This is a genomic window from Streptomyces sp. NPDC059850 (assembly GCF_042731515.1).
Classification (GTDB): Bacteria; Actinomycetota; Actinomycetes; order Streptomycetales; family Streptomycetaceae; genus Streptomyces.
In genome coordinates this window covers 119222-138645 of sequence record NZ_JBHWJI010000019.1, presented here as the reverse complement: position 1 = coordinate 138645, position 19424 = coordinate 119222, and the positions used below count along the sequence as shown (strand labels likewise).

The following is a 19424-nucleotide window of genomic DNA, read 5'->3' as shown; positions in this document are numbered from 1 at the left end:
CCCGGGCCGCGCCCCCCCCCCCCCCCAATTCAAAAACCGCGGGCCGGTTTCACCACCCACCCCCCCCCCCCCCCCGTCCCCCCCCCCCCCCCCCCCCGGGGGGCCGCCCCCCACAACCGGGGACAACCAGGGGGCTAGTGGGTCTGCACCCACCACGCCATCAGACCGATGGCCGCGGTACCGGACGCGTACGACGCGCCCCGTACGAAATTCGCGGCGGCGAGGCGGCCGTATCGACGCCATCTACTACGGGAGCGACTTGTTACCGGTGGGCGAACCTCCATCGTCTGCATGTGGAGCCCCTTTCGTGACCGTACGGACAGTGACTGTCCGACAGGGGGGAACGACGCGCTGAAGAAAGCATACAAAAGTGTGAACTTTCCTCAGGTGACTGACTCGCCGAGAAAAAATAGCTTTCGACACGATTTCAGCCCGACAGGATGTCAGGTCTCGACGGGATGTCAGGTCTCGTGTGCTCAACCCTGCCCGTGCCAGCGCAGCACCGCGCCCAGTCCCCCGGCCGGTCCGGGCACGCCCTCGGGGACCAGCAGCACCTCGGTGTCGGCCACCGCCGCGGACCGCATCAGCGCGTCGTCCGCGCGCGCGGGCTCGGGCGCGCTCACGCCCAGCGCCCGCACCTGGGCCCGCTGTACCGCCACCTGATCGGCGCCGGGCCCGATCCACACCTCGTGGCGCATGTCGCCGCCCGCCTGCCCCAGCAGCAGGGTGGCCGCCTGATGGCTGCGCACCGCCTCCACCACCGCGGGCACCCCCTCCGCCGCCCCGCTCGGCGCGGAGCCGTCGTGGCCGCTGGCGATGTGCCCGCCGGGGCGGCCGCGCCCGGCGCGGAAGAGGTCGAGTACGGCTTCCAGATGGGCCCGGGCGTGGTCCGCGCGGGCGTGGTCGATCTCCGTCTCCAGGAGTTCCCGGGCCGATCCGGGTGCCCGGCTGCCGTGCCGCGCCTCCACGGCCCGCTCCCGCAGCGGCTCGGGCAGCCGGTCGCGTACCGCCCTGCGCTCGCGCGGATCGCCCGCCAGGACGAGCAGCGGCGCCCCGCTGTCCGGCCACTGCCGTACCAGCTCCTCGGCGACAAGGTCCGCGGTGTGCTCCCAGCCGTTCTCGACCCGGTTGCGGTAGTGCCACTCGTACCGGTCGGCGGGCACCGACCGGTGGCCACGGCCCCGCGGTCCCCCGGCGGTGGCGCGGCACACCGGGCGGGCCCCGCCCTCGTCGCGCAGCTCCAGGTCGGCGCCCGTTCGGTCGACGTACACCACCAGGCACGACGGCCACTCACCGCGCAGCGACGCCAGTGGCGCCACCCGGGGCAGCGGCGACCAGGACGTCACCACATCGCCCGGGGACAGGGCCAGCGGCAGGTCGAGCACCACCTCACCGTCCGCGGCGAACAGCGCCCGCCCGGCGGACGCCGTGGCCGCCCGCTCACCGGCCAGCCTGCTCACCACCGCCTCCCGGGTGCGGGGATCGGCGCCCTGGGCGGTCAGCTGACCGGCCACGAACCGCTCCCGCAACCGGCGCCGCGTGGGGGCGTCCTCCGTCGCACGCGAGGTGTCGAGGTAGACGCACGCCCACGGACCGGGGCGATCGAACAACGGCTTCAGGAATCCAACGTCCATGACCTCCCCCAAACCGGGGAAACACACGCGGGGAAACACACGCGCTTCTCGAACCAAGCATCCCTCCAGCTCTCCGGGAGCGCTAGGGCGTGTCCGCACCGCCGCGTCGGATGGCCGCAGCGCGACTAGAATCTGTTGCATGGCTCGCTCCAACGAGGAGGTCGAAGCCCTCCTGCGTGAGTACGCCGATCTCCTCCTGATCACGGGCGGGGACGCGTTCCGGGCGCGCGCCTACGAGAAGGCCGCGCGGTCGATCGGCGGCCATCCCGCCGATGTGGCGCGGCTCGATGTGAAGGCGCTGCGGGAGATCCCGAACGTCGGCAAGTCGATCGCCGAGAAGGTCGTCGAGTATCTGCGCACCGGACACGTGCCCGCCGTCGAGCAGGCGCGCGCCGCGATCCCGGCCGGGGTGCGGGAGCTGACCGCGATCCCGGCGCTCGGGCCGAAGAAGGCCATGCTGCTGTACGAGGAGCTGGACATCGCCTCGGTCGAGCAGCTGGCCACCGCGATCGAGGAACACCGGCTGCGCGACCTCAAGGGCTTCGGGCCGAAGTCCGAGGAGAACATCCTGCACGGCATCGGGCTGCTGCGGGCCGCGGGCGGCCGGATCCCGCTGGACGACGCCATGGACGTCGCCGACGACATCGTGGCCGCGCTGTCCGGGGTGCCGGGCTGTGAGCGGGTGGCGTACGCCGGGTCGCTGCGCCGGATGCGGGAGACCGTGGGCGATGTGGACATCCTGGTGGCGGCGGCCGAATCGGGACCGTTCATGGACGCGTTCACCGCGCTCCCGTACACCGCCGAGGTCATCGCGCACGGCGAGAAGAAGACCTCCATCCGCACCACCAAGGGGCTCCAGGTGGATCTGCGGGTGCTGCCGCTCGACTCGTGGGGCGCGGGGCTGCTGTACTTCACCGGCTCCAAGGCCCACAACATCCGGGTCCGCGCCATCGCGGTGCGCCACGGGCTCAAGCTCTCCGAGTACGGCCTCTTCGAGACCAAGAGCGGGAAGAAGATCGCCTCACGCAGCGAGGAGGATGTGTACGCGCGGCTCGGCATGGACTGGATCCCGCCGACCCTGCGCGAGGACCGAGGCGAGGTGAAGGCCGCGTTGGAGGGCCAACTCCCCACGCTGGTGGGCGAATCCGATCTGCGCGGCGATCTGCACACCCACACCGATCTCACCGATGGCCTCGAACCGCTGGAGAACATGATCGCCACGGCGGAGCGGCGCGGCTACGCGTACTACGCCGTCACCGACCACGCGCCGAAGCTGTACATGCAGCAGATGACGAAGGAGAAGATCCTCGCCCAGCGGGAGCGGCTGCGCGCCATGGACCGAGGGCGCGGCCGCCGGGACATGCGGCTGCTGCACGGGGTGGAGCTGAACATCGACGCCGAGGGTGAGATGGACTGGCCCGGCGACTTCCTCGACGGCTTCGATGTGTGCGTGGCCTCGGTGCACACGCAGTTCGGCCAGGACCGGGACACCATGACCCGGCGGTTCCTGCGGGCCTGCGAGAACCCGCACGTCAACATCATCGGCCATCCGACGACCCGGATCCTCGGCAAACGGCCCGGCGTCGACGCCGACCTGGACGCGGTGTTCGCCGCGTGTGCCCGTACCGGCACCGCCCTGGAGATCAACGCGCATCCGAACCGTCTTGACCTGTCGGACGAGAACATCCTGCGGGCGAAGGAGCACGGCGTGGTGTTCGCCATCGACAGCGACGCGCACTCCACGCTGGACCTGGCCAATCAGCGGTACGGGGTGGGCATGGCCCAGCGCGCCTGGCTGACCACCGACGATGTCATCAACACCTGGCCACTGACCCGGCTGCGGCGTTTCCTGCGCAAGGGGCCGGGGCACCCGCGCGACGTATGACGCCACGTGACGCTCTCGCCGAGCCCGCCCGCCTGGCCCCCGGCGCCCGTACCCTCGCCGAGCTGGACGAGCGGGTGAGCCGGTGCCGGGCGTGCCCGAGGCTGGTGGCGTGGCGCGAGGAGGTGGGCCGTACGAAGCGGGCGGCCTTCGCCGACTGGGACTACTGGGCCCGGCCGGTGCCCGGATTCGGTCCGCCGGACGCGGCGCTCGCCCTGGTGGGGCTCGCCCCGGCCGCGCACGGCGGCAACCGCACAGGCCGGATGTTCACGGGCGACCGCTCCGGCGACTTCCTGTTCGCGGCGCTGCACGCGGTGGGCCTCGCCAACCAGCCCACCGCCACCCACGTCGGCGACGGTCTCGTGCTGCGCGGGGTGCGGATCACCTCACCGGTGCACTGCGCCCCGCCCGCCAACCGCCCCACCCCGGAGGAGCGGGACACCTGCCGCCCGTGGCTGGAGCGGGAACTGCGGCTGCTGCGGCCGACCCTGCGCTCGGTGGTGGTCCTCGGGGCTTTCGGCTGGCAGGCCGCCCTGCCCGCGCTGAACGCCGCCGGTTGGGCCGTGCCCCGGCCACGACCCGCCTTCGGACACGGCGCGCGGATCACCCTGGAAGCCACCGATGGGGGCGCCCCACTGCGGGTGTTCGGCTGCTATCACGTGAGCCAGCGGAACACGTTCACCGGTCGGCTCACCCCGGCCGTACTGCGCGATGTGCTCGGCGCGGCGGCGGAGGCGGCCGGGCTCCCCGCGCACGGCTGACCGTGGTGCGGGGGAAGAGAGGGAGGCCCCGGGCACTGGGGCAGGAGGGCGCCCGGGGCCTCGTTCAGGGGGTGAGCCGGGTCAGTTGAGCCCGGCCCCACTGGCGGCGTCACCGGCACCGGCGCCCGCGTTGGCACCGGCGTTCGCACCGGCATTGGCTCCGGCGCCCGCACCGGCGTTCGCGGCACCCTCGGCGCCCGCACCGGCGTTGGCGGCGCCTTCGTCACCGGCACCGGCGTTCGCGGCGCCTTCCTCGCCCGCGCCCGCGTTGGCGGCGCCTTCCTCGCCCGCACCGGCAGCGGCGCCACCGGCGTCCTCGGCGCCACCGGCGTCGCCCGCGCCACCGTCATCGGCGCCGATCACGGCGCCCGTGGCCTCCAGGGCACCGGTCACCGGCTGGAAGAACGTCTCGCCGCCCTGGGTGCAGTCGCCACTGCCACCGGACGTGAGGCCGACCGCCGCGTCCCCGGCGAACATCGCGCCGCCACTGTCGCCCGGCTCCGCGCACACGTTCGTCTGGATGAGGCCGTTGACGATGTCGCCACCGCCGTAGTTCACCGTGGCGTTCAGGCCGGTGACCTCGCCGTCGCTGACACCCGTCGTGCTGCCGGTGCGCGTCACCTGCAGGCCCACGCTGGCCTCGACGGCCCGGCCGATGGCCTGGTTGGTGCCGTCGGCGAGCTTGACCGCGCTCTCGGGCTGGGTGGTCGCGTCGTCGTACATGACCAGCGCGAAGTCGGTCTCGGGGAACTGGGTGTCCTGGACCGTGCCCAGCGCCTGGGCACCTTCCTGGTCCGCGGTCCAGGTCTCGGACTCGTTGCCGCAGTGGCCCGCGGTCAGGAAGCCGGGTGCTCCGTCGACGTCGACGTTGAAGCCGAGGGAACAGCGGGAGCCACCGCCGAAGATGGCATCGCCACCGACGAGACCGGCGGCCGCTTCGCCGCCACCGCCCGCGCCACCGGCCGCCTCACCGGCACCGCCAGCGGCCTCACCGGCGCCACCGGCCGCCTCGCCCGCGCCACCGGCACCCGCCTCGCCAGCGCCACCGGCCGCGGCGTCACCGGCACCACCGGCGCCCGCGTCACCGGCACCCCCAGCGGCAGCGTCGCCCGCGCCACCGGCGGCCGCGTCGTCCTCGGCGGCGTCGCCCGCCGCGCCACCGGCGCCCGCAGCGCCGCCCGTCTGAGCTGTGTCGCCCTCGTCGAACCTCTTGAACTCGCCCTTCGTCCGCTGGACGGTCACCATGCCGTCCATCGCGTCCGTGGCCTTGGTCAGCGTGGCCCACTTGGTGCCGGTCACGGTCTTGTCGGCGGTAACCCGGACCTTGTTGGTCACCGGGTCGATGGACCAGGCGGTACCGGCCACCGAGGCGTCGGTGCTCAGGGTCTGGGTGGCGGCCTTCAGCTCGGTCATGCTGTTCTGCACGATCTTGGCGACCGCGCCCTGCGCCTCCACGGCCTTCGCCGCGTCCTCGGTCATGACGTTCATGACCAGTTGGCTCGTGTCGTTGTTGAAGTACCAGCCAGCGCCATTGTCACCGAGGTCAGTGGCGAGACTCCGCGCGAGTTTCACTGCCGAGGGGGACGAGAAGGTCTTCACGTCCGTCGTCTTGTCCTGGCTCGCATTGGCATTGGGCAGCAGAAGGGCGGCTGCCCCGAGCGCGACGACAGCAGCTCCGGAAACGGCGAGGGTCCGCTTGTTCACACGTCGGTGGTGGCTCAACACTGACCTCCAGTAGGGGGGCGCGGGGCGTGTGCGGAGTGCCTGTTGCACTTCGCCACGCCCCCGCGCAGGGCCACCACCGAGTACGGGAGGCGTTTACTCCGTTCTCACCATGACTCACAGTGTGATGAATGGCTGCGCCGAGCGATCCGGAGCGATAGGGTCCGCCGTTTCCGCGCCCTCAGCCCGCGTCGCCCCCGGCGGACTGGGCCGCCCGGGCCGCCTGGGTGCGCAGCTCCCACACCTCGCCCAGGGCCATCTGCGCCGACCCCTCGACCGGAGAACCCGCCGTGGTCTCGAAGTGGTCGACGTACGCGCCGATGAACTCCTGCCAGCGGTGGTTGACCGGGTCCTCGTCCAGCGCCGCCATCGCGGCGGCGAAGTCCTCGCAGTCCACGAGGTGGAAGAGATGGCGGCCGCTGCGCCAGATCCGCCAGTTGGTGATCCCGGCCCGCCCCAGCGACTCCAGCAGATCCGCCGGAACCGTGGCGTGCTCCCGCTCGTAGCCCGATTCCTGGCCCTCCTTGAGGACCGAGTGCAGCGCCACGCGCATCGGCGTCTCCCTTCATCTCATCCACAGTGGTCATGGTCCATGGGCACGTGCCCGGAGCCACTCTGCCCCCTCCGGCCCCGGCCGCCAACGGTCCGGCGGCCGCCTCGTGGGCCCGCCGGGAGCCATCGGTGGTTGCCGCGATCTACGATGCCTCGCGGAGCGGCGTGACCGTCGGACTCCCCGTATCCGCTGATGACGACCACGATGACGACCACGGAAGGACCCCAACGCCATGGCCAACACCCCCGTGCGCGACCGTTCCACGATCATGGTTCTCAATGGGCCGAACCTGAACCTGCTCGGCCGCCGCCAGCCGGAGATCTACGGCACCGACAGCCTGGCCGACATCGAGAAGCTGGTCGCGGAGACGGCCGCCCCGCACGGGCTCACCACCGACTGCCGCCAGAGCAACCACGAGGGGCAGCTGATCGACTGGATCCATGAGGCCCGGGAGCGCCACGCGGCCGTCGTCATCAACCCGGCCGGTTACTCCCACACCTCCGTGGCCCTGCGCGACGCGCTGGCGACCTGCGACGACATGCCGATCCTGGAGGTGCACATCTCCAACATCCACCAGCGCGAGGCGTTCCGGCACCACTCCTATGTCTCCGCGCTCGCCAGTGGTGTGATCGCCGGATGCGGCGTCCAGGGCTACGCCTTCGCGGTGGAGCGGGTGGCCACGCTGCTCGCGGCCATGAAGAAGTGAGCACCAGCGGTTAAGCCACTCAGGCCCTGATGACGCGGACACCGGCCTCGGTGTACGGGGCGATCGCCTCCTCGGTGGCGCCGGTGTCCGTGACCAGCACCCCGATCTCGTCGAGCGCGCAGATCCGGGCGAACGCCCGGTGGCCCAGCTTGGAGCTGTCGGCCGCGACCACCACCCGGGCGGCGCGCCGGGCCATGAGGTGGTTGATGCTGGCCTCGCCCTCGTGGTGGGCGGCCGCGCCGCCCTCGGGGTCCAGCGCGTCCACGCCGAGGACGGCCAGATCGAGGGAGACCTCGGCGAGCACCCCGGTGGCCAGCGGTCCCATCAGCTCGAACGACTGGGGGCGGGCCACCCCGCCGGTGAGCACGATCTTGATGTGCGGGCGCACCGCCAGCTCATGGGCGATGTTCAGGGCGTTCGTCACGACGGTGACGGCCGGGCCGCCGCCCTCGGAGCCGGACAGTTCGCCACGGGTGGCGATGGCGCGGGCCACTTCGGTGGTGGTGGTCCCGCCGTTGAGGCCGACGATCGCGCCCGGTTCGACCATGCGGGCCACGGCGGTGGCGATCCGCTGCTTCTCCGAGGCGCGCCGGGCGGTCTTGTAGCGCAGCGGAAGGTCGTACGACATGTTGTGCGCGACCGCGCCGCCGCGCGTGCGCGTGAGCATCTGCTGCTGCGCGAGTTCGTCCAGATCCCGCCGGATGGTGGCGGCGGACACCGCAAGCTCGGCGGCGGCCTCCTCGACCTCGACCTTGCCGTCCCTGGCCAGCAGTTCCAGCAGGGCGTTCCAGCGCTCGGGCCGTTTCACGCCGTCTCCTCGACCCCCGTCGTACCGTCGCGGTTCACCCTACCCGGTTGTCCGCACTCTGGACTTCTCTGCAATATCATGCGCATTATCAGGCCGTAGGAAGCATCTTCGAGCATCGCCATCCATCGGAAGCCGAGCTGGGGAGCCCCATGAGCCACACCGAGACCGAGATCGCGAGCCAGCCCGACTGCTGGCGCCGCGCCATCGAACTGGCCCGGGACCCGGACGGACCGGTGCGCGACGCGCTGCCCCGGGCCGGTGAGCGGGTCGCCGTCGTCGGCTGCGGCACCTCGTGGTTCATCGCCCAGGCGTACGCGGCGCTGCGCGAGGGCAGGGGCGAGGGCGAGACGGACGCGTTCGCGGCGTCGGAGATGCCGACCGGGCGCCCCTACGACCGGGTGCTCGCGCTGTCGCGGTCGGGCACCACGACCGAGGTGCTGGAGCTGCTCGCCCGGATCCGGGGCGCGGTGCCCGCCTCCGTCATCACCGCGGTCCCCGGATCCCCCGTCACCACCCTGGCGGACGCAGCGGTCGTGCTGGACTTCGCGGACGAGCGGTCGGTGGTGCAGACCCGCTGGGCGACGAGCGAACTGGCCCTGCTCCGTGCCCACTTGGGGCAGAACCTGGACGGTCTGGTGGAGGACGGCGCGGCGGCGCTCACCGCGCCGCTGCCAGGCTGGCTCGCGGAGGCAGGCCAGTTCACGTTCCTCGGGCGCGGCTGGACGTACGGCGTCGCGCAGGAGGCCGCGCTCAAGATGCGCGAGGCCGCGGGCGCGTGGACCGAGGCGTATCCGGTGATGGAGTACCGGCACGGGCCGATCAGTGTCACCGGCCCGCGCAGCGTGGTGTGGTGGCTCGGCGAGGGCCCGTCCGGGCTGGCGGAGAAGGAGGTCACCGGGCCGGGCGGCCGTCTCGTCGGGTACGGCCGCGATCCGCTGGCCGAACTGGTGCTGGTGCAGCGGCTCGCGGTGGCGATCGCGGCAGCGCGCGGCCTCGACCCCGACCGGCCCCGCAACCTCACCCGCTCGGTGATCCTCGGTTGAGCGGGCGGAGCGAGCGGAGGGAGGCGGGCCATGCCGCTGGTGGCCACCGCTGAGATCGTCGGGCCCGCCGTACGGGGCGGGCTCGGCGCGGGTGCGTTCAATGTGATCCAGATCGAGCACGCCCAGGCGATCGTGGCCGGGGCGGAGGCGGCCGGGGCGCCGGTCATCCTGCAGATCAGCGAGAACGCGGTGCGGTATCACGGCGCGCTGGCCGCGATCGGCCGCGCCACCGTCGAGGTCGCCCGCGCCGCGCGGGTCCCGGTCGCGGTGCATCTGGACCATGCCACCGAACCCGGGCTGGTGCGGGAGGCGCTCGGGCTGGGCTTCGGCTCCGTGATGTTCGACGCCTCGGCGCGCGACTACGACGGCAATGTGGCCGCCACCTCGGCGGTGGCCGCCGACTGCCATGCGGCCGGGGTGTGGGTCGAGGCAGAGCTGGGCGAGGTGGGCGGCAAGGACGGGGTACACGCGCCCGGGGCCAGGACCGATCCGGCCGAGGCCGCCGCGTATGTCGCGGCGACGGGCGTGGACGCGCTCGCGGTCGCGGTGGGCACCTCGCACGCCATGGTGGTCAAGGAGGCGGTGGTGGACCTGGACCTGATCGCGGCGCTGCGCGCGGCCGTGCCCGTACCGCTGGTGCTGCACGGCTCCTCGGGGGTGCCCGAGCCGGATCTGACCCGCGCGGTCGTGGCGGGTCTGACGAAGGTGAACATCGCCACCCACCTCAACGTGGCCTACACCCGGGCGATCCGCGACCATCTCGCCGACCATCCCGAGGTGGTCGACCCGCGCCGCTACGTCGCGGCGGCGCGTGACGCGGTGGCCCGCGAGGTGACGCGCCTGCTGGCCCTGGTACGGGCCGTACCGCGCTGATGCGGGGCGTTACGGCACGGCCTCCAGCAGCGGCAGCATCCGGCCCGGGATGGAGCCCGAGGGCGTGGCACCGATCCGCCGCGCCCCCATGGCCAGGTAGAACGGCTCGGCGTGCGGATCGGCGTCGATGGTCAGCCGGGTGAAGCCGAGGCGGCGACCGTGGTCCGGCGGGCCGCCAACTCGCCTTGGCGCATCGTCGGTTCCTCCCGGCAGGCGGCCAGGAACTGCTCGTCGTACCCCCAGTGGCCCTTCGACCGCAGCGCCAGTTCGGTCAGCGCCCCGGCCTCCTCCTCGCGCGCGGCTCTCAGCCGCCGTGTCGTCATGCGCCGATCGTGGCACCCGGGTCCCTGGTGCGGCGATGACTTTTCCCGGTCCGGAGGGTCCCTATCGATGAGCGCGCGGGCCACCGCGCGCCGCCACACCAGGAGGTGGACGTTGACCGGTCCCGAGCCCGAGAGTCCGCCCGTCCTTCCTCCGGCCGTCCTGGTCCTCGGCGGCCCGCCGCAGACCCGGGCCGAGGTGGAGCGGCTGTGCGAACGGCTGCGCGAGCTGGCGCGCCGCAGCGCCCCCGGTCCCGTCACCGTGGACGTGGGCGCGGCGCGCCCGCCGGACCTGGCCCTGGTCGAGGCCCTGGCCCGGCTGCGGCTGGCCGCCGCCCGACTGGGGCGGGAGATGCGGCTGCGGAACGCGGGCGGGGAGCTGGCCGGGGTGCTCGCCCGGTCGGGGCTGGACGAGCTGCTGACCGCGCCCGCGGCGTTACGGATCGAGCCGGGCGGGGAGGCCGAAGAGCGGGAACAGCCGCTCGGTGTCCAGGAAGGAGTTGAGCCCGGTGATCCGCCCGGCTGATATCTCCAGGACCTGGAGCGCCCAGGGCTCATGGGCGCCGCCCGGTCCGCTCGGCCGGTACTGCCCGAAGGCGGGGGCTCCGTTCGCCACGGTAGGGACCAGCCGGGAGCCCCGGCAGCCGATGCCGTGCCCCAGCAGCCAGGTGCGGATGTCGTCGTGGCCGCGCAGCCACAGCTCGTAGGGCGGCATGGACAAGGTGGCGTCCTCGTGCAGGAGCGAGGTGAGGGAGTCCAGGTCGTAGCGCTCGAAAGCGTCCACATAGCGGGCGAGCAGCACGCGCTGCTCCTCGTCCAGCGGCTGGACCGGATCGGTGTCGCTGATCTCGGTCGCGGCGAGGGTGGCCCGGGCGCGCTGCAGCGCGCTGTTGACCGACGCGACCGTGGTGCCCAGCAGCTCGGCGACCTCGGCGGCCTTCCAGGCCAGCACCTCCCGCAGGATGAGCACCGCGCGCTGGCGCGGCGCCAGGTGCTGGAGGGCGGCCACGAACGCCAGCCGCACCGCGTCCCGCTGGGCGGCGACCTCGGCCGGGTCCCCGGCGTCGGCCAGCACCTGCCCGTCGGGCACCGGCCCGATCCAGGTGACCTCCGGCTGCTGGTTGAGGGCGGTGGGGGTCGCGGAGGAGGCGGCGGTGAGGTCCATCGGACGGGCCCGGCGCTTGCTTCCGTTCAGCATGTCCAGACAGACGTTGGTGGCGATGCGGTACAGCCAGGAGCGCAGCGCCGACCGGCCCTCGAAGCGCTCCAGGCCCCGCCAGGCGCGGACCATCGTCTCCTGGACGGCGTCCTCCGCCTCGAACGCCGAGCCCAGCATCCGGTAGCAGTACCCGGTGAGCTGGACCCGGTACGGCTCCAGCTGGAGCTCGGCACCGGCCGTGCCGTCCACTGCCGCGACATCACTCATCGACCCACCTCGATCGGTCTGCGGAGACCGCTCTGCGGGCTCCCCTGGGAGGAAAGCTAGCGCGCTCCACTGACAAAGCCCCTGACCTGCGAATCCACCCGGGACACCGGTCAGGCCACCGGTCGGGCGCGGACGGTCGAGGCATGCACCTGGTGTCCGCCACTCGCGAGCATCCGCACCTCGGCGCGATCGCTGATCTCCGCCCGCACGATGCCGGTGTCGTCCGCGTAGACGGGGTGTCCGCCGGGACCGCTGGAGTCCGTGCGGTGCACCATCACGACGTCCTCGGCGTCCGGCGCCGGGGCGACCGGATCGGCGAAGATCAGCTCATATCTCTCGCGTCGCGACATCGGATGCTCCTCCCGCACGGACCCGCCCCTCATTCCCAAACCGGGACAATCAACACTATCGAACAGGCCCGCCACCGCAAGGGGGTCACGCGCCCGGCTCCGGGGCGACCGCGCTGCGGGCCAGCGGGGTCATGACCGAGCCGATGACGGTGGCGGCCGCGATGGAGCCGAGGGTGATGCCCCAGGCGAGCGGGCCGAGCGGGGTGCAGTCGAAGAACTGGCTCACGCCCGGCGTCTGGATGATGCCCGCGAGGACCGCCGCCGAGCCGATTCCTGCGATCAGCACATGCCGGTCCAGGCCCCCGGTGGCCAGGGTCTGCGCCAGCTGCGTACCGACCAGGGCGACGAGCGCCACCGTACTGGCCCGGCGTTTGCGGCCGGTGAGCCGCGCGCCCGTCCACGCCACGCCCGCACCGGCGGCCGTGATGATGCCGCGCAGCATCATCTCCCGGTTCAGCGCGGTGCCCAGGGAGCGGCTGGGGCCCTCCTTGAGCAGCCGCTCACCGGTGTGCCCGGTCGGTTCGCGCACCGCGATGGCGAGCGCGGGCGCGAGGTCGGTCAGCAGGTTGACGAGCATGATCTGCCGGGCGGTGAGCGGGGTGCTGCCCGCGATCGCGGACGCGAGCACGCTGAAGGTGACCTCGCCGAGGTTGCCGCCGATGAGGATGGCGAGCGCGGCCCGCACCGAGGCCCACATCGCCCGCCCCTCCATCAGGGCCGACACGATCGTCTCCAGGCGGTCGTCGCCCACGACGAGGTCCGCGGCGGCGGTCGCGGCGGGGGTGCCGCGCCGTCCCAGGGCGATCCCGATGTCCGCGAGCCGGATCGCGGGGGCGTCGTTGGCGCCGTCCCCGGTCATCGCCACCACCCGGCCGAGGCGCTGGTACGCCTGCACGATCCGCACCTTGTGGTGCGGGCTGCACCGGGCGATGACGTCCACCGTGGGGAGCAGTTCGTCCAGCTCCGCGTCCTTCATCTCGTCCAGCTCCGGCCCGGTGCACACCTTCAGCTCGGTGGCGTCGATGACGGTGGCCGCGATGGACTCGGCGGTCGCCGGGTGGTCGCCGGTGAGCATCACGGTGTGCACGCCCGCGTCGCGCAGCCGCGCGGTCGCGGGCGCGGCACTCGTACGGACCGGGTCGGCCAGCGCGATGAACCCGCGGAAGACCAGGTCCCGCACCGACGCGTCGGTGAGCTGCTCCCCCGCCCGCATGGGACGTTCCGCCACGGCCAGCACCCGGCGCCCGGCACCGGCCAGCTCCTCGGCGGCCGCGGTCAGTTCGGCGACACCGTCGGCGTCCAGGGCGGTGCTCGCCGCCGTACCGGACGGCTGCCGCCGGACGCAGCGCTCCAGCACGCTCTCCGGGGCGCCCTTCACGCTCAGCAGGGTGCCGCGCGCGGTGGACCCGGCGGTGGCGTGATAGGCCCGCGAGGGCTCGAAGGGCAGCGCGTCGGTGCGCCGCCAGCGCGGTGCGCCCCGGCGCACGGCGACTCCGGCGCGGCGCGCCCCGGCCATGACCGCGCGGTCGGTCTGGTGGGCCATGGGCTCGGACTGACGGGCGGGCGGGGTGGCCCGCAGCGCGGCGGCGAGCACTTCCTTGCACGAGGGGTCGAGCCGGTCGGCGGACAGCGGGCCACCCCCATTACTGACCGCCGCGAGTTCGAGGGTGCCCTCGGTGAGGGTGCCGGTCTTGTCGAAGCACAGCACGTCGGCGCGGCCGAGCGCCTCGATGGTGCGCGGGTTGCGGACCAGGGCTCCGAGGTCGGCCAGCCGCCGGGCGGCGGCGAGCTGGGCCGCGTTGACGAGGAACGGAAGGCCTTCGGGTACGGACGCCACGGCGAGGTTGACCGCCGAGGCCAGGTTCTCGGTCAGCGGGAGGCCGTGCAGCAGCCCGGCGCCGGACACGGCGGCGGCAGAGCCGACCGCGATGGGCACGCTGGAGCGGGTGAGCGCGGTGAGCCGCGCCTCGACGCCGGTCACGGGCGCGGCGCGGCGGGCGGTGGCCAGGCTGCGGCCGACCTCGGTGGACGGCCCGGTGGCCACGACGACGGCCTGCGCCCGCCCGGCGGAGATGGTGGTGCCCTCGTAGAGCATCGAGCGGCGCTGGGTGATGTGCGCGGCGACCACCGGCGTCTCGTTCTTGGGCACCGGCAGGGATTCGCCGGTCAGCGAGGACTCGTCGACCTCCAGACCGTCAGCGTCCAGCACCCGGCAGTCGGCCGGAACCACGTCCTCCGGGCCCAGCGTGATGATGTCCCCGAGGACCAGGTCCCCGGCAGTGACCAGGCGTTCCGTACCGCCGCGGCGCACCCGGGCGCCGACCGCCGAGCGGGCGAACAGCTCCGCGAGCGCCCGCTCGGTCCTGACCCGCTGGAAGCCGCCGACGAGTGCCGAGGTCGCGGTGATGGCCGCGACGAGGGCCGCGTCGGTACGCGACCCCACGGCGGCGGCGAGTGCGGCACCGGCGGCGAGGACCGGGGTGAGCGGGTTGGCCAGCTCCTCGATGAACGCCGCCGGGAGGCTGGTGCCGGTCGGCTCTCCGGTGCGGGTGGGGGCCTTGCCCGCCCGGGTGGCGGCCTGCTCCGGGGTCAGCCCCTGATCGAGGTCGGCCGACAGCCGCTCCAGCACCCGGGGGACGGGCATCAGATGCCAGGGCGTGGTGGACACCGGGGGCACCAGCGGACGGGAGAGCAACTGCCGGGCGCGCCAGTTGCCGAGGCCGAACGCGATGGCTCCGGCGGTGGTCCCGGCCGCCGCGCCGCGCGCGGTGGCCTGGTCGCGCGGGGCCTTGAGGGCGGCGACCGCGCCGATGCCGCTGCCGCCCGCCGACAGCAGGGCGCTCTCCCGGTCCACCTGGGCGGCCACGCCGACCGCGTCCACGATGATTCCGGCCGACTCCAGATCGGCGCCGACGAGCAGATGGGCGCCCCAGGCGGGCGGCTCGCCCTCGTGGTGGATCCCGACGCCGCAGTCGGACGCGCCCAGGGCCCGGCGGTTCCCGGACAGCAGCATGACGACCGCGCCATCGGCCTGGAGGCCGCGTACGGAGGCCACCAGGCGGCGGCCGGAGGGGACGACCGTGTCGGCGAAGGTGAAGGCCGTCGGATGCGGCCGGTCGGTGGCCAGGACGATGCGCGCGCCCGCCCGGCGGGCGGCGGCGGCCACCGCCTCGGCGCCCGGGATCGCCTGCGCGGCGAGCCCGGCGACCGCCTGAAGCTGGTTTCCCCGGGCCAGGCCGAGGGTCCGCTCGCCGCCCTTGCGGCGCAGCCTGGCCGCGGCCTGCTGGCCGGTGCGGCCGGTCAGTTCCAACTGGTCCAGAGGGCCCAGTACCCATCCGTTGTCGCTCCGGGTCCGCAGCGGCTCGTCCGGGTCGAAGAGGTCGAAGAGCCGCTTCGCGACCTGCTCGGAATCGGCGCCGCCGAGGAGCTCCAGGTCGATGGGCTCGTACCGGTCGCCGCGCAGCGCCGCCTCGTCGAGCACCACGGTGTCGACCTGGCCGAGCCGCCGCAGGGCGCTGCGGTCCATGGCCAGGACGCCGCGCAGGGCCAGGAACCGGCCGAGGCTGGTGGCGAAGCCCTCCCGTCCGGCGCCGGGCGCCTTCGGTATGGACGAGAACGCCACGGCCAGCCCACGGCGCGGTCCGGCGAAGGGCGCGGCCAGCGCGCCGACCGCGGCCCCCACGGCCATGGACCGCTCCGCGAACCGCTCCATGCTGTCTTGGGGGGTGGGCCCCGGCCGCTCCACCACGATGGGTTCGGCGGCCACGTCCTGGGGTCCGTGCACCAGCTGCGGCTCCATCGCCGCCCAGGCCTCGCCCTCGGCCCTGGCCTCCCGCCACAGGCCCATGCGCTGGGCGAGGTCGAGGGCGAGCCCGCCGCCGCTGGTGGCCACGCTCTGGGTCAGCGCGCTCAGCACCGGCAGGGCCGCCTCGGTGGGCTGGCCCCGGGTGACGGCCAGGGCCAGCCGGCGCAGCCGGGGGTGGTTCTGGATGGCGGACATGGACGCGCTCACCTCGGTCGGGAGCTTGAGCCACGGGGCCAGCCGCAGGGCGGTGGCGACGCTCAGGCCCAGCACGTCCGCGACGACCACGGCGAGGGACTGGGCCTCCCGTGGCCCGCCCGAGGGGTGGCGTGGCTCCGGGGCCCACTCGTCGAACTCCTCGGTGGGCACGGCGGGGCCGCGGGTCTCCGCGCGCTCGATCAGGGCGACCAGTTCCACCTCGCGAGGGGGCGGTTTCGCGACGGCGACGACGACCCGCTCGGAGGGCGCGTTCACCCGGGCCCACAGCACGCCCGGATGCTTTTCGAGGGCCGCCTCCACCCGGCCCGCCACCTGTTCCCCGCCGATCCCGTGCACACCGTGCACCTCGATGTAGTAGCGGCCCGGGTACGACCACACCCCTCGGCCGGGCGGGTGGACCAGCCGGTTGACCGCTCCGGCGGCGTCCCGTACCCGCGCGGCCACTCCATGGGTGAGGGGCTCCAGCATCGGGGGTTTCATCAAGTGCAGCCCAGGCAGCGTCGTCATCGGCGAGACCTCCGGTGTGTCGGTGGCCGCGGCGCGTTTCCGTGTGGAGCGGCCCGTCCGGTTGATTCCGATTACCCTGAAATAAGCAGAAGATTCCGGACGTCAATCATGTGTGGACGTGAGACCAGTGACCACTCCCACCAGCTCCCGCAAGCGCAGCACTTCAGCGACGGCACGGTCGTCGGCGCGCAGCGCCGGCAAGTCGGGCCGGAGCCAGGCCACATCGAAGACCAAGGCCCCGTCGAAGGGCCCCTCGAAGACCGCGGCCGCTGCCAAGTCCGCGCAGTCGGGGAAGACCAAGGCGGCGAAGAGCACACAGAGGTCGAAGACGGCCAAGGCGGCGAAGTCCGCGAAGCCCACCCCCCAGAAGGGTGACCACCGGATCACCATGACGATCCCCAGCCTCGGCCACGTGGCACACGCGACGCGGCTCGACCGCGCCGCGAGCGCGACCCATCTCGACCGTGTCGACGGCGAGCGCATCGGCCGTGCGGCGAAGGGCGCCGCGAACATGGCGCTGATGCCGATCGCGGCGGCCCGCCGGGTGCTGCCCGCCAAGGGCGGCCTCCCGCTGTACGCGGGGCTCGGGGTGCTGGGCGTCGCCGAGGTCATCGAATGGCCGGTCGCCCTGGGCGTCGGCGTCGGCTACGCGGTGCTGCGGCGCGGCGGGGTCATGGCGCCACCGTCCGAGACCCGCAAGGCCTGAACACGGCGGACCCCGGACCCGCCCCCGTGTACGCGCGGGGGCGGGACCCGGTGTGCCGGGCGGCCCGAGCCCCGTGCGACCGAAACCAGGCGATCCGTCCAGAAATCGCCGGTGCCCGCGTCAGACGGAATGGGACAGACTAGGGATTCACCGAGACTTCGTGATGCGCGAGCGATGCCCGCTTTCCCCGATCAGCGGCGCCTTTGACTGTTTCATCAGGTCATACGGGCAAGGATCGGGCAGAAGTTGCCCACAAACGGGCAGTGGCAAGCAGTCGAAACGTTGGTATATACCATGTAGCGCATCTAACACCCGTCACTGGAGCCGTCGCACCATCCCGTTCCAGCGCCGGTCCGGTGGCTGGTTGCAGGGCCGCGACCTCAGCCTTTTCCGGTTTCCGCACGACCATGCCGTTGTTGAGACAACAGAAAGCGGTGCTCTCCATGGCTCACCCCCACACCACTCAGGCCGCCCGTCGGCTGCCCACACAGGCAGCTTCGGGCTTAGCCCATGACCGGAACCGGGCGCGTGCCGTGACCGGACGCCACGCCACCGGCATGGCCACCCTCGCCCTCGACCTCCAAGTCCTCGCCGGGGACGAGGACTTCTTCCGGCACTTCGGCGGAACCTCGGCCGAGTTGTGCGGACGCAACCTCTTCGAACTGCTCCACCCCAGCGCCCCCGCCGTCCTGCGGGAACACTTCCTGCGGCTGCACGACGGCCGTCGCACCCGCTTCACCGAGCGCGTGGTGGGCTACCGCTCGGGCGGCCGGGTGTTCTCCGGCGAGTTGACCGGTACGGCCGTCCAGGGCCCGTCCGACGAGCTGTCGGCCATCGTCGTCCTGGTCAAGCCGGACGACGAGAAGGCCGAGGACGACGCCACCGCCCAGCGCCGCAATCTGCTCTCGCCACTGGAGGCGCAGATACTCGAGGGCGTGGCCACCGGCGCCTCGACCGTGCAGATGGCCGCCAAGCTCTATCTCAGCCGCCAGGGCGTCGAGTACCACGTGGGGTCGATGCTGCGGAAGATGAAGGCGCCCAACCGCGCGGCCCTGGTCTCGCGCGCGTACGCGGCGGGCATCCTGACCGTCGGCACCTGGCCCGCCCGGGTGCGCCCGGACTTCGTCAAGTGACCCCGGATCAGGTGACACCGGTCAAGTGACACCGGATCAAGTGACACCGCCCGTTCAGAAGTGATTCCGCGCCAGACGACGTCGCCGGGACGCCGGGTCAGGAGCGTTCCGGCTGGCAGCGCGGGCACCAGGTGCTGGTCCGGCCGGCGATCTTCGCGCGGCGCAGCGGGCGGCCGCAGCGCGGGCAGTGCGGGTCCGGGTCGTCGCGGTGGCCGGTGAGCCAGGACGGCCGGGGCGGCACCTGTCCCGCCCGCACCGAGGTGCGCAGCACTCCGCGCAGCGCGGTGTGCAGCCGCCGCCGCTCGTCGGGGCCCAAGTCGCCGGTCCGGCTCTTCGGATGGACCCGTGCCCGCCACAGGATCTCGTCGCCGAGCAGATTGCCGAGCCCGGCGACGACGGACTGGTCGGTCAGCGTGGCCTTGACCCGTCCGCGCCGCCCTGCCAGCAGGGTGTCCAGCTCGGCCCGGCCCAGCGAGAGCGCGTCCGGGCCCTGCTCGCCGAGGACGCGGTCGACGTCGGCGTCCGTGGCGGCGAGCCACAGCCCGCGCAGCTTGCGCTGGTCGTGGTAGCGGAGCTGATGGCCGTCGTCGAGGGTGAGGGTGACGCGGCCGAACCGCTCGGGCGGATCGTCCCCGGAGCGGCACACCAGTCCCCCGGTCATGCCGAAGTGCAGGATGAGCGTGGCGCCCTCGGTCGGGGCGATCAGCCACTTGCCGTGGCGCCGTGGCGCGGCGAACCGGCGGCCCTCCAGCTCGCGCCTCAGCCGCGCGGCGGTCACCCCGCGCAGCACCCCCGGATCGGCCACCTCGACGCGCTCGATCCGGTGCCCCTGCGCGCAGGAGGACAGAGTGCGGCGAAAGCCCTCGACGTCCGGCAGCTCGGGCATAACGCCAGATTACGCCCACCCCTGAAACACGGCCCGTGGCGGAGAAGAAAGGTGAGGATAACCAAAACTTTGCACGAGTCGGATAAAGTACCT

The 19424-nt window shown here is 73.2% G+C and carries 17 protein-coding genes and 1 pseudogene; 8 read left to right on the top strand and 10 right to left on the bottom strand.

Translation table 11 applies throughout. The annotated features are described in order from the left end of the window. Positions 1 to 476: 476 nt before the first annotated feature. A complete protein-coding gene (locus ACFV9T_RS18265; RefSeq protein ID WP_385441356.1) occupies positions 477 to 1634 on the bottom strand; it encodes a hypothetical protein in 1158 nt (385 codons plus the stop codon). Between the two features lie 139 nt (positions 1635 to 1773). Between ACFV9T_RS18265 and polX the strand changes: the two genes are divergently transcribed. After that, positions 1774 to 3519 carry a DNA polymerase/3'-5' exonuclease PolX gene (gene polX / locus ACFV9T_RS18260; protein WP_385441354.1) on the top strand — a complete coding sequence of 582 codons (1746 nt, stop codon included), beginning with the start codon at positions 1774 to 1776 and terminating at the stop codon, positions 3517 to 3519. Continuing rightward, complete coding sequence (locus ACFV9T_RS18255; protein ID WP_385441352.1) at positions 3516 to 4277, top strand: uracil-DNA glycosylase; 762 nt, start codon at positions 3516 to 3518, stop codon at positions 4275 to 4277. The genes polX and ACFV9T_RS18255 overlap by 4 nt, the downstream gene beginning before the upstream one ends. 81 nt (positions 4278 to 4358) lie before the next feature. Here the strand turns inward: ACFV9T_RS18255 and ACFV9T_RS18250 are convergent, their stop codons facing one another. Then, positions 4359 to 6050 carry a S1 family peptidase gene (locus ACFV9T_RS18250; RefSeq protein WP_385441350.1) on the bottom strand — a complete coding sequence of 564 codons (1692 nt, stop codon included), beginning with the start codon at positions 6048 to 6050 and terminating at the stop codon, positions 4359 to 4361. 130 nt (positions 6051 to 6180) lie between these two features. After that, a complete protein-coding gene (locus ACFV9T_RS18245; protein ID WP_385441347.1) occupies positions 6181 to 6552 on the bottom strand; it encodes an L-rhamnose mutarotase in 372 nt (123 codons plus the stop codon). 232 nt (positions 6553 to 6784) lie between these two features. Between ACFV9T_RS18245 and aroQ the strand changes: the two genes are divergently transcribed. Then, positions 6785 to 7258: a type II 3-dehydroquinate dehydratase gene (gene aroQ, locus ACFV9T_RS18240; RefSeq protein ID WP_385441345.1), complete on the top strand. Its 474-nt coding sequence runs from the start codon at positions 6785 to 6787 to the stop codon at positions 7256 to 7258. Positions 7259 to 7277: 19 nt separating this feature from the next. Here the strand turns inward: aroQ and ACFV9T_RS18235 are convergent, their stop codons facing one another. Continuing rightward, positions 7278 to 8066, bottom strand: coding sequence for a DeoR/GlpR family DNA-binding transcription regulator (locus ACFV9T_RS18235; RefSeq protein ID WP_385441344.1), 789 nt, complete (start codon positions 8064 to 8066; stop codon positions 7278 to 7280). A gap of 149 nt (positions 8067 to 8215) precedes the next feature. On the opposite strand from ACFV9T_RS18235, the gene ACFV9T_RS18230 reads away from it, so the two are divergent. After that, the gene (locus ACFV9T_RS18230) at positions 8216 to 9109 is read left to right on the top strand and encodes an SIS domain-containing protein (protein ID WP_385441343.1); all 894 of its coding nucleotides are present in this window, start codon (positions 8216 to 8218) and stop codon (positions 9107 to 9109) included. A gap of 30 nt (positions 9110 to 9139) precedes the next feature. Next, positions 9140 to 9982 carry a ketose-bisphosphate aldolase gene (locus ACFV9T_RS18225; RefSeq protein ID WP_385441341.1) on the top strand — a complete coding sequence of 281 codons (843 nt, stop codon included), beginning with the start codon at positions 9140 to 9142 and terminating at the stop codon, positions 9980 to 9982. A 9-nt stretch (positions 9983 to 9991) separates the two neighbouring features. Here ACFV9T_RS18225 and ACFV9T_RS18220 read toward each other — a convergent pair. Then, a pseudogene (locus tag ACFV9T_RS18220) lies at positions 9992 to 10305 on the bottom strand (hypothetical protein). Between the two features lie 112 nt (positions 10306 to 10417). On the opposite strand from ACFV9T_RS18220, the gene ACFV9T_RS18215 reads away from it, so the two are divergent. Beyond that, positions 10418 to 10828, top strand: a complete 411-nt coding sequence (locus tag ACFV9T_RS18215) for an STAS domain-containing protein (RefSeq protein WP_385441339.1) — start codon at positions 10418 to 10420, stop codon at positions 10826 to 10828. On the opposite strand, the gene ACFV9T_RS18210 is transcribed toward ACFV9T_RS18215, so the two are convergent. The 4 genes from ACFV9T_RS18210 to ACFV9T_RS18195 form a co-directional block, all read right to left on the bottom strand. Beyond that, entirely contained in the window at positions 10739 to 11728 is a 990-nt protein-coding gene (locus ACFV9T_RS18210) for a sigma-70 family RNA polymerase sigma factor (RefSeq protein ID WP_385441337.1), read from the bottom strand. The two genes, ACFV9T_RS18215 and ACFV9T_RS18210, sit on opposite strands and share 90 nt — an antisense overlap. Positions 11729 to 11838: 110 nt before the next feature. Beyond that, a complete protein-coding gene (locus ACFV9T_RS18205) occupies positions 11839 to 12078 on the bottom strand; it encodes a DUF6296 family protein (protein ID WP_385441335.1) in 240 nt (79 codons plus the stop codon). Positions 12079 to 12163: 85 nt separating this feature from the next. Then, a complete protein-coding gene (locus tag ACFV9T_RS18200) occupies positions 12164 to 16606 on the bottom strand; it encodes an HAD-IC family P-type ATPase (protein ID WP_385441333.1) in 4443 nt (1480 codons plus the stop codon). Between the two features lie 102 nt (positions 16607 to 16708). Continuing rightward, positions 16709 to 16966, bottom strand: a complete 258-nt coding sequence (locus ACFV9T_RS18195) for a hypothetical protein (RefSeq protein ID WP_385441332.1) — start codon at positions 16964 to 16966, stop codon at positions 16709 to 16711. A 28-nt stretch (positions 16967 to 16994) separates the two neighbouring features. Between ACFV9T_RS18195 and ACFV9T_RS18190 the strand changes: the two genes are divergently transcribed. Together ACFV9T_RS18190 and ACFV9T_RS18185 are read left to right on the top strand one after the other, a co-directional pair. Then, on the top strand, positions 16995 to 17312 hold the full coding sequence (locus ACFV9T_RS18190; protein ID WP_385441330.1) for a hypothetical protein: 318 nt from the start codon (positions 16995 to 16997) through the stop codon (positions 17310 to 17312). A gap of 533 nt (positions 17313 to 17845) precedes the next feature. Continuing rightward, entirely contained in the window at positions 17846 to 18445 is a 600-nt protein-coding gene (locus ACFV9T_RS18185; protein ID WP_385441327.1) for a LuxR C-terminal-related transcriptional regulator, read from the top strand. A gap of 97 nt (positions 18446 to 18542) precedes the next feature. Here the strand turns inward: ACFV9T_RS18185 and ACFV9T_RS18180 are convergent, their stop codons facing one another. Further along, positions 18543 to 19331 (bottom strand): Fpg/Nei family DNA glycosylase, encoded by a 789-nt coding sequence (locus tag ACFV9T_RS18180; RefSeq protein ID WP_385441326.1) that lies wholly within the window; start codon positions 19329 to 19331, stop codon positions 18543 to 18545. Positions 19332 to 19424: the final 93 nt, after the last annotated feature.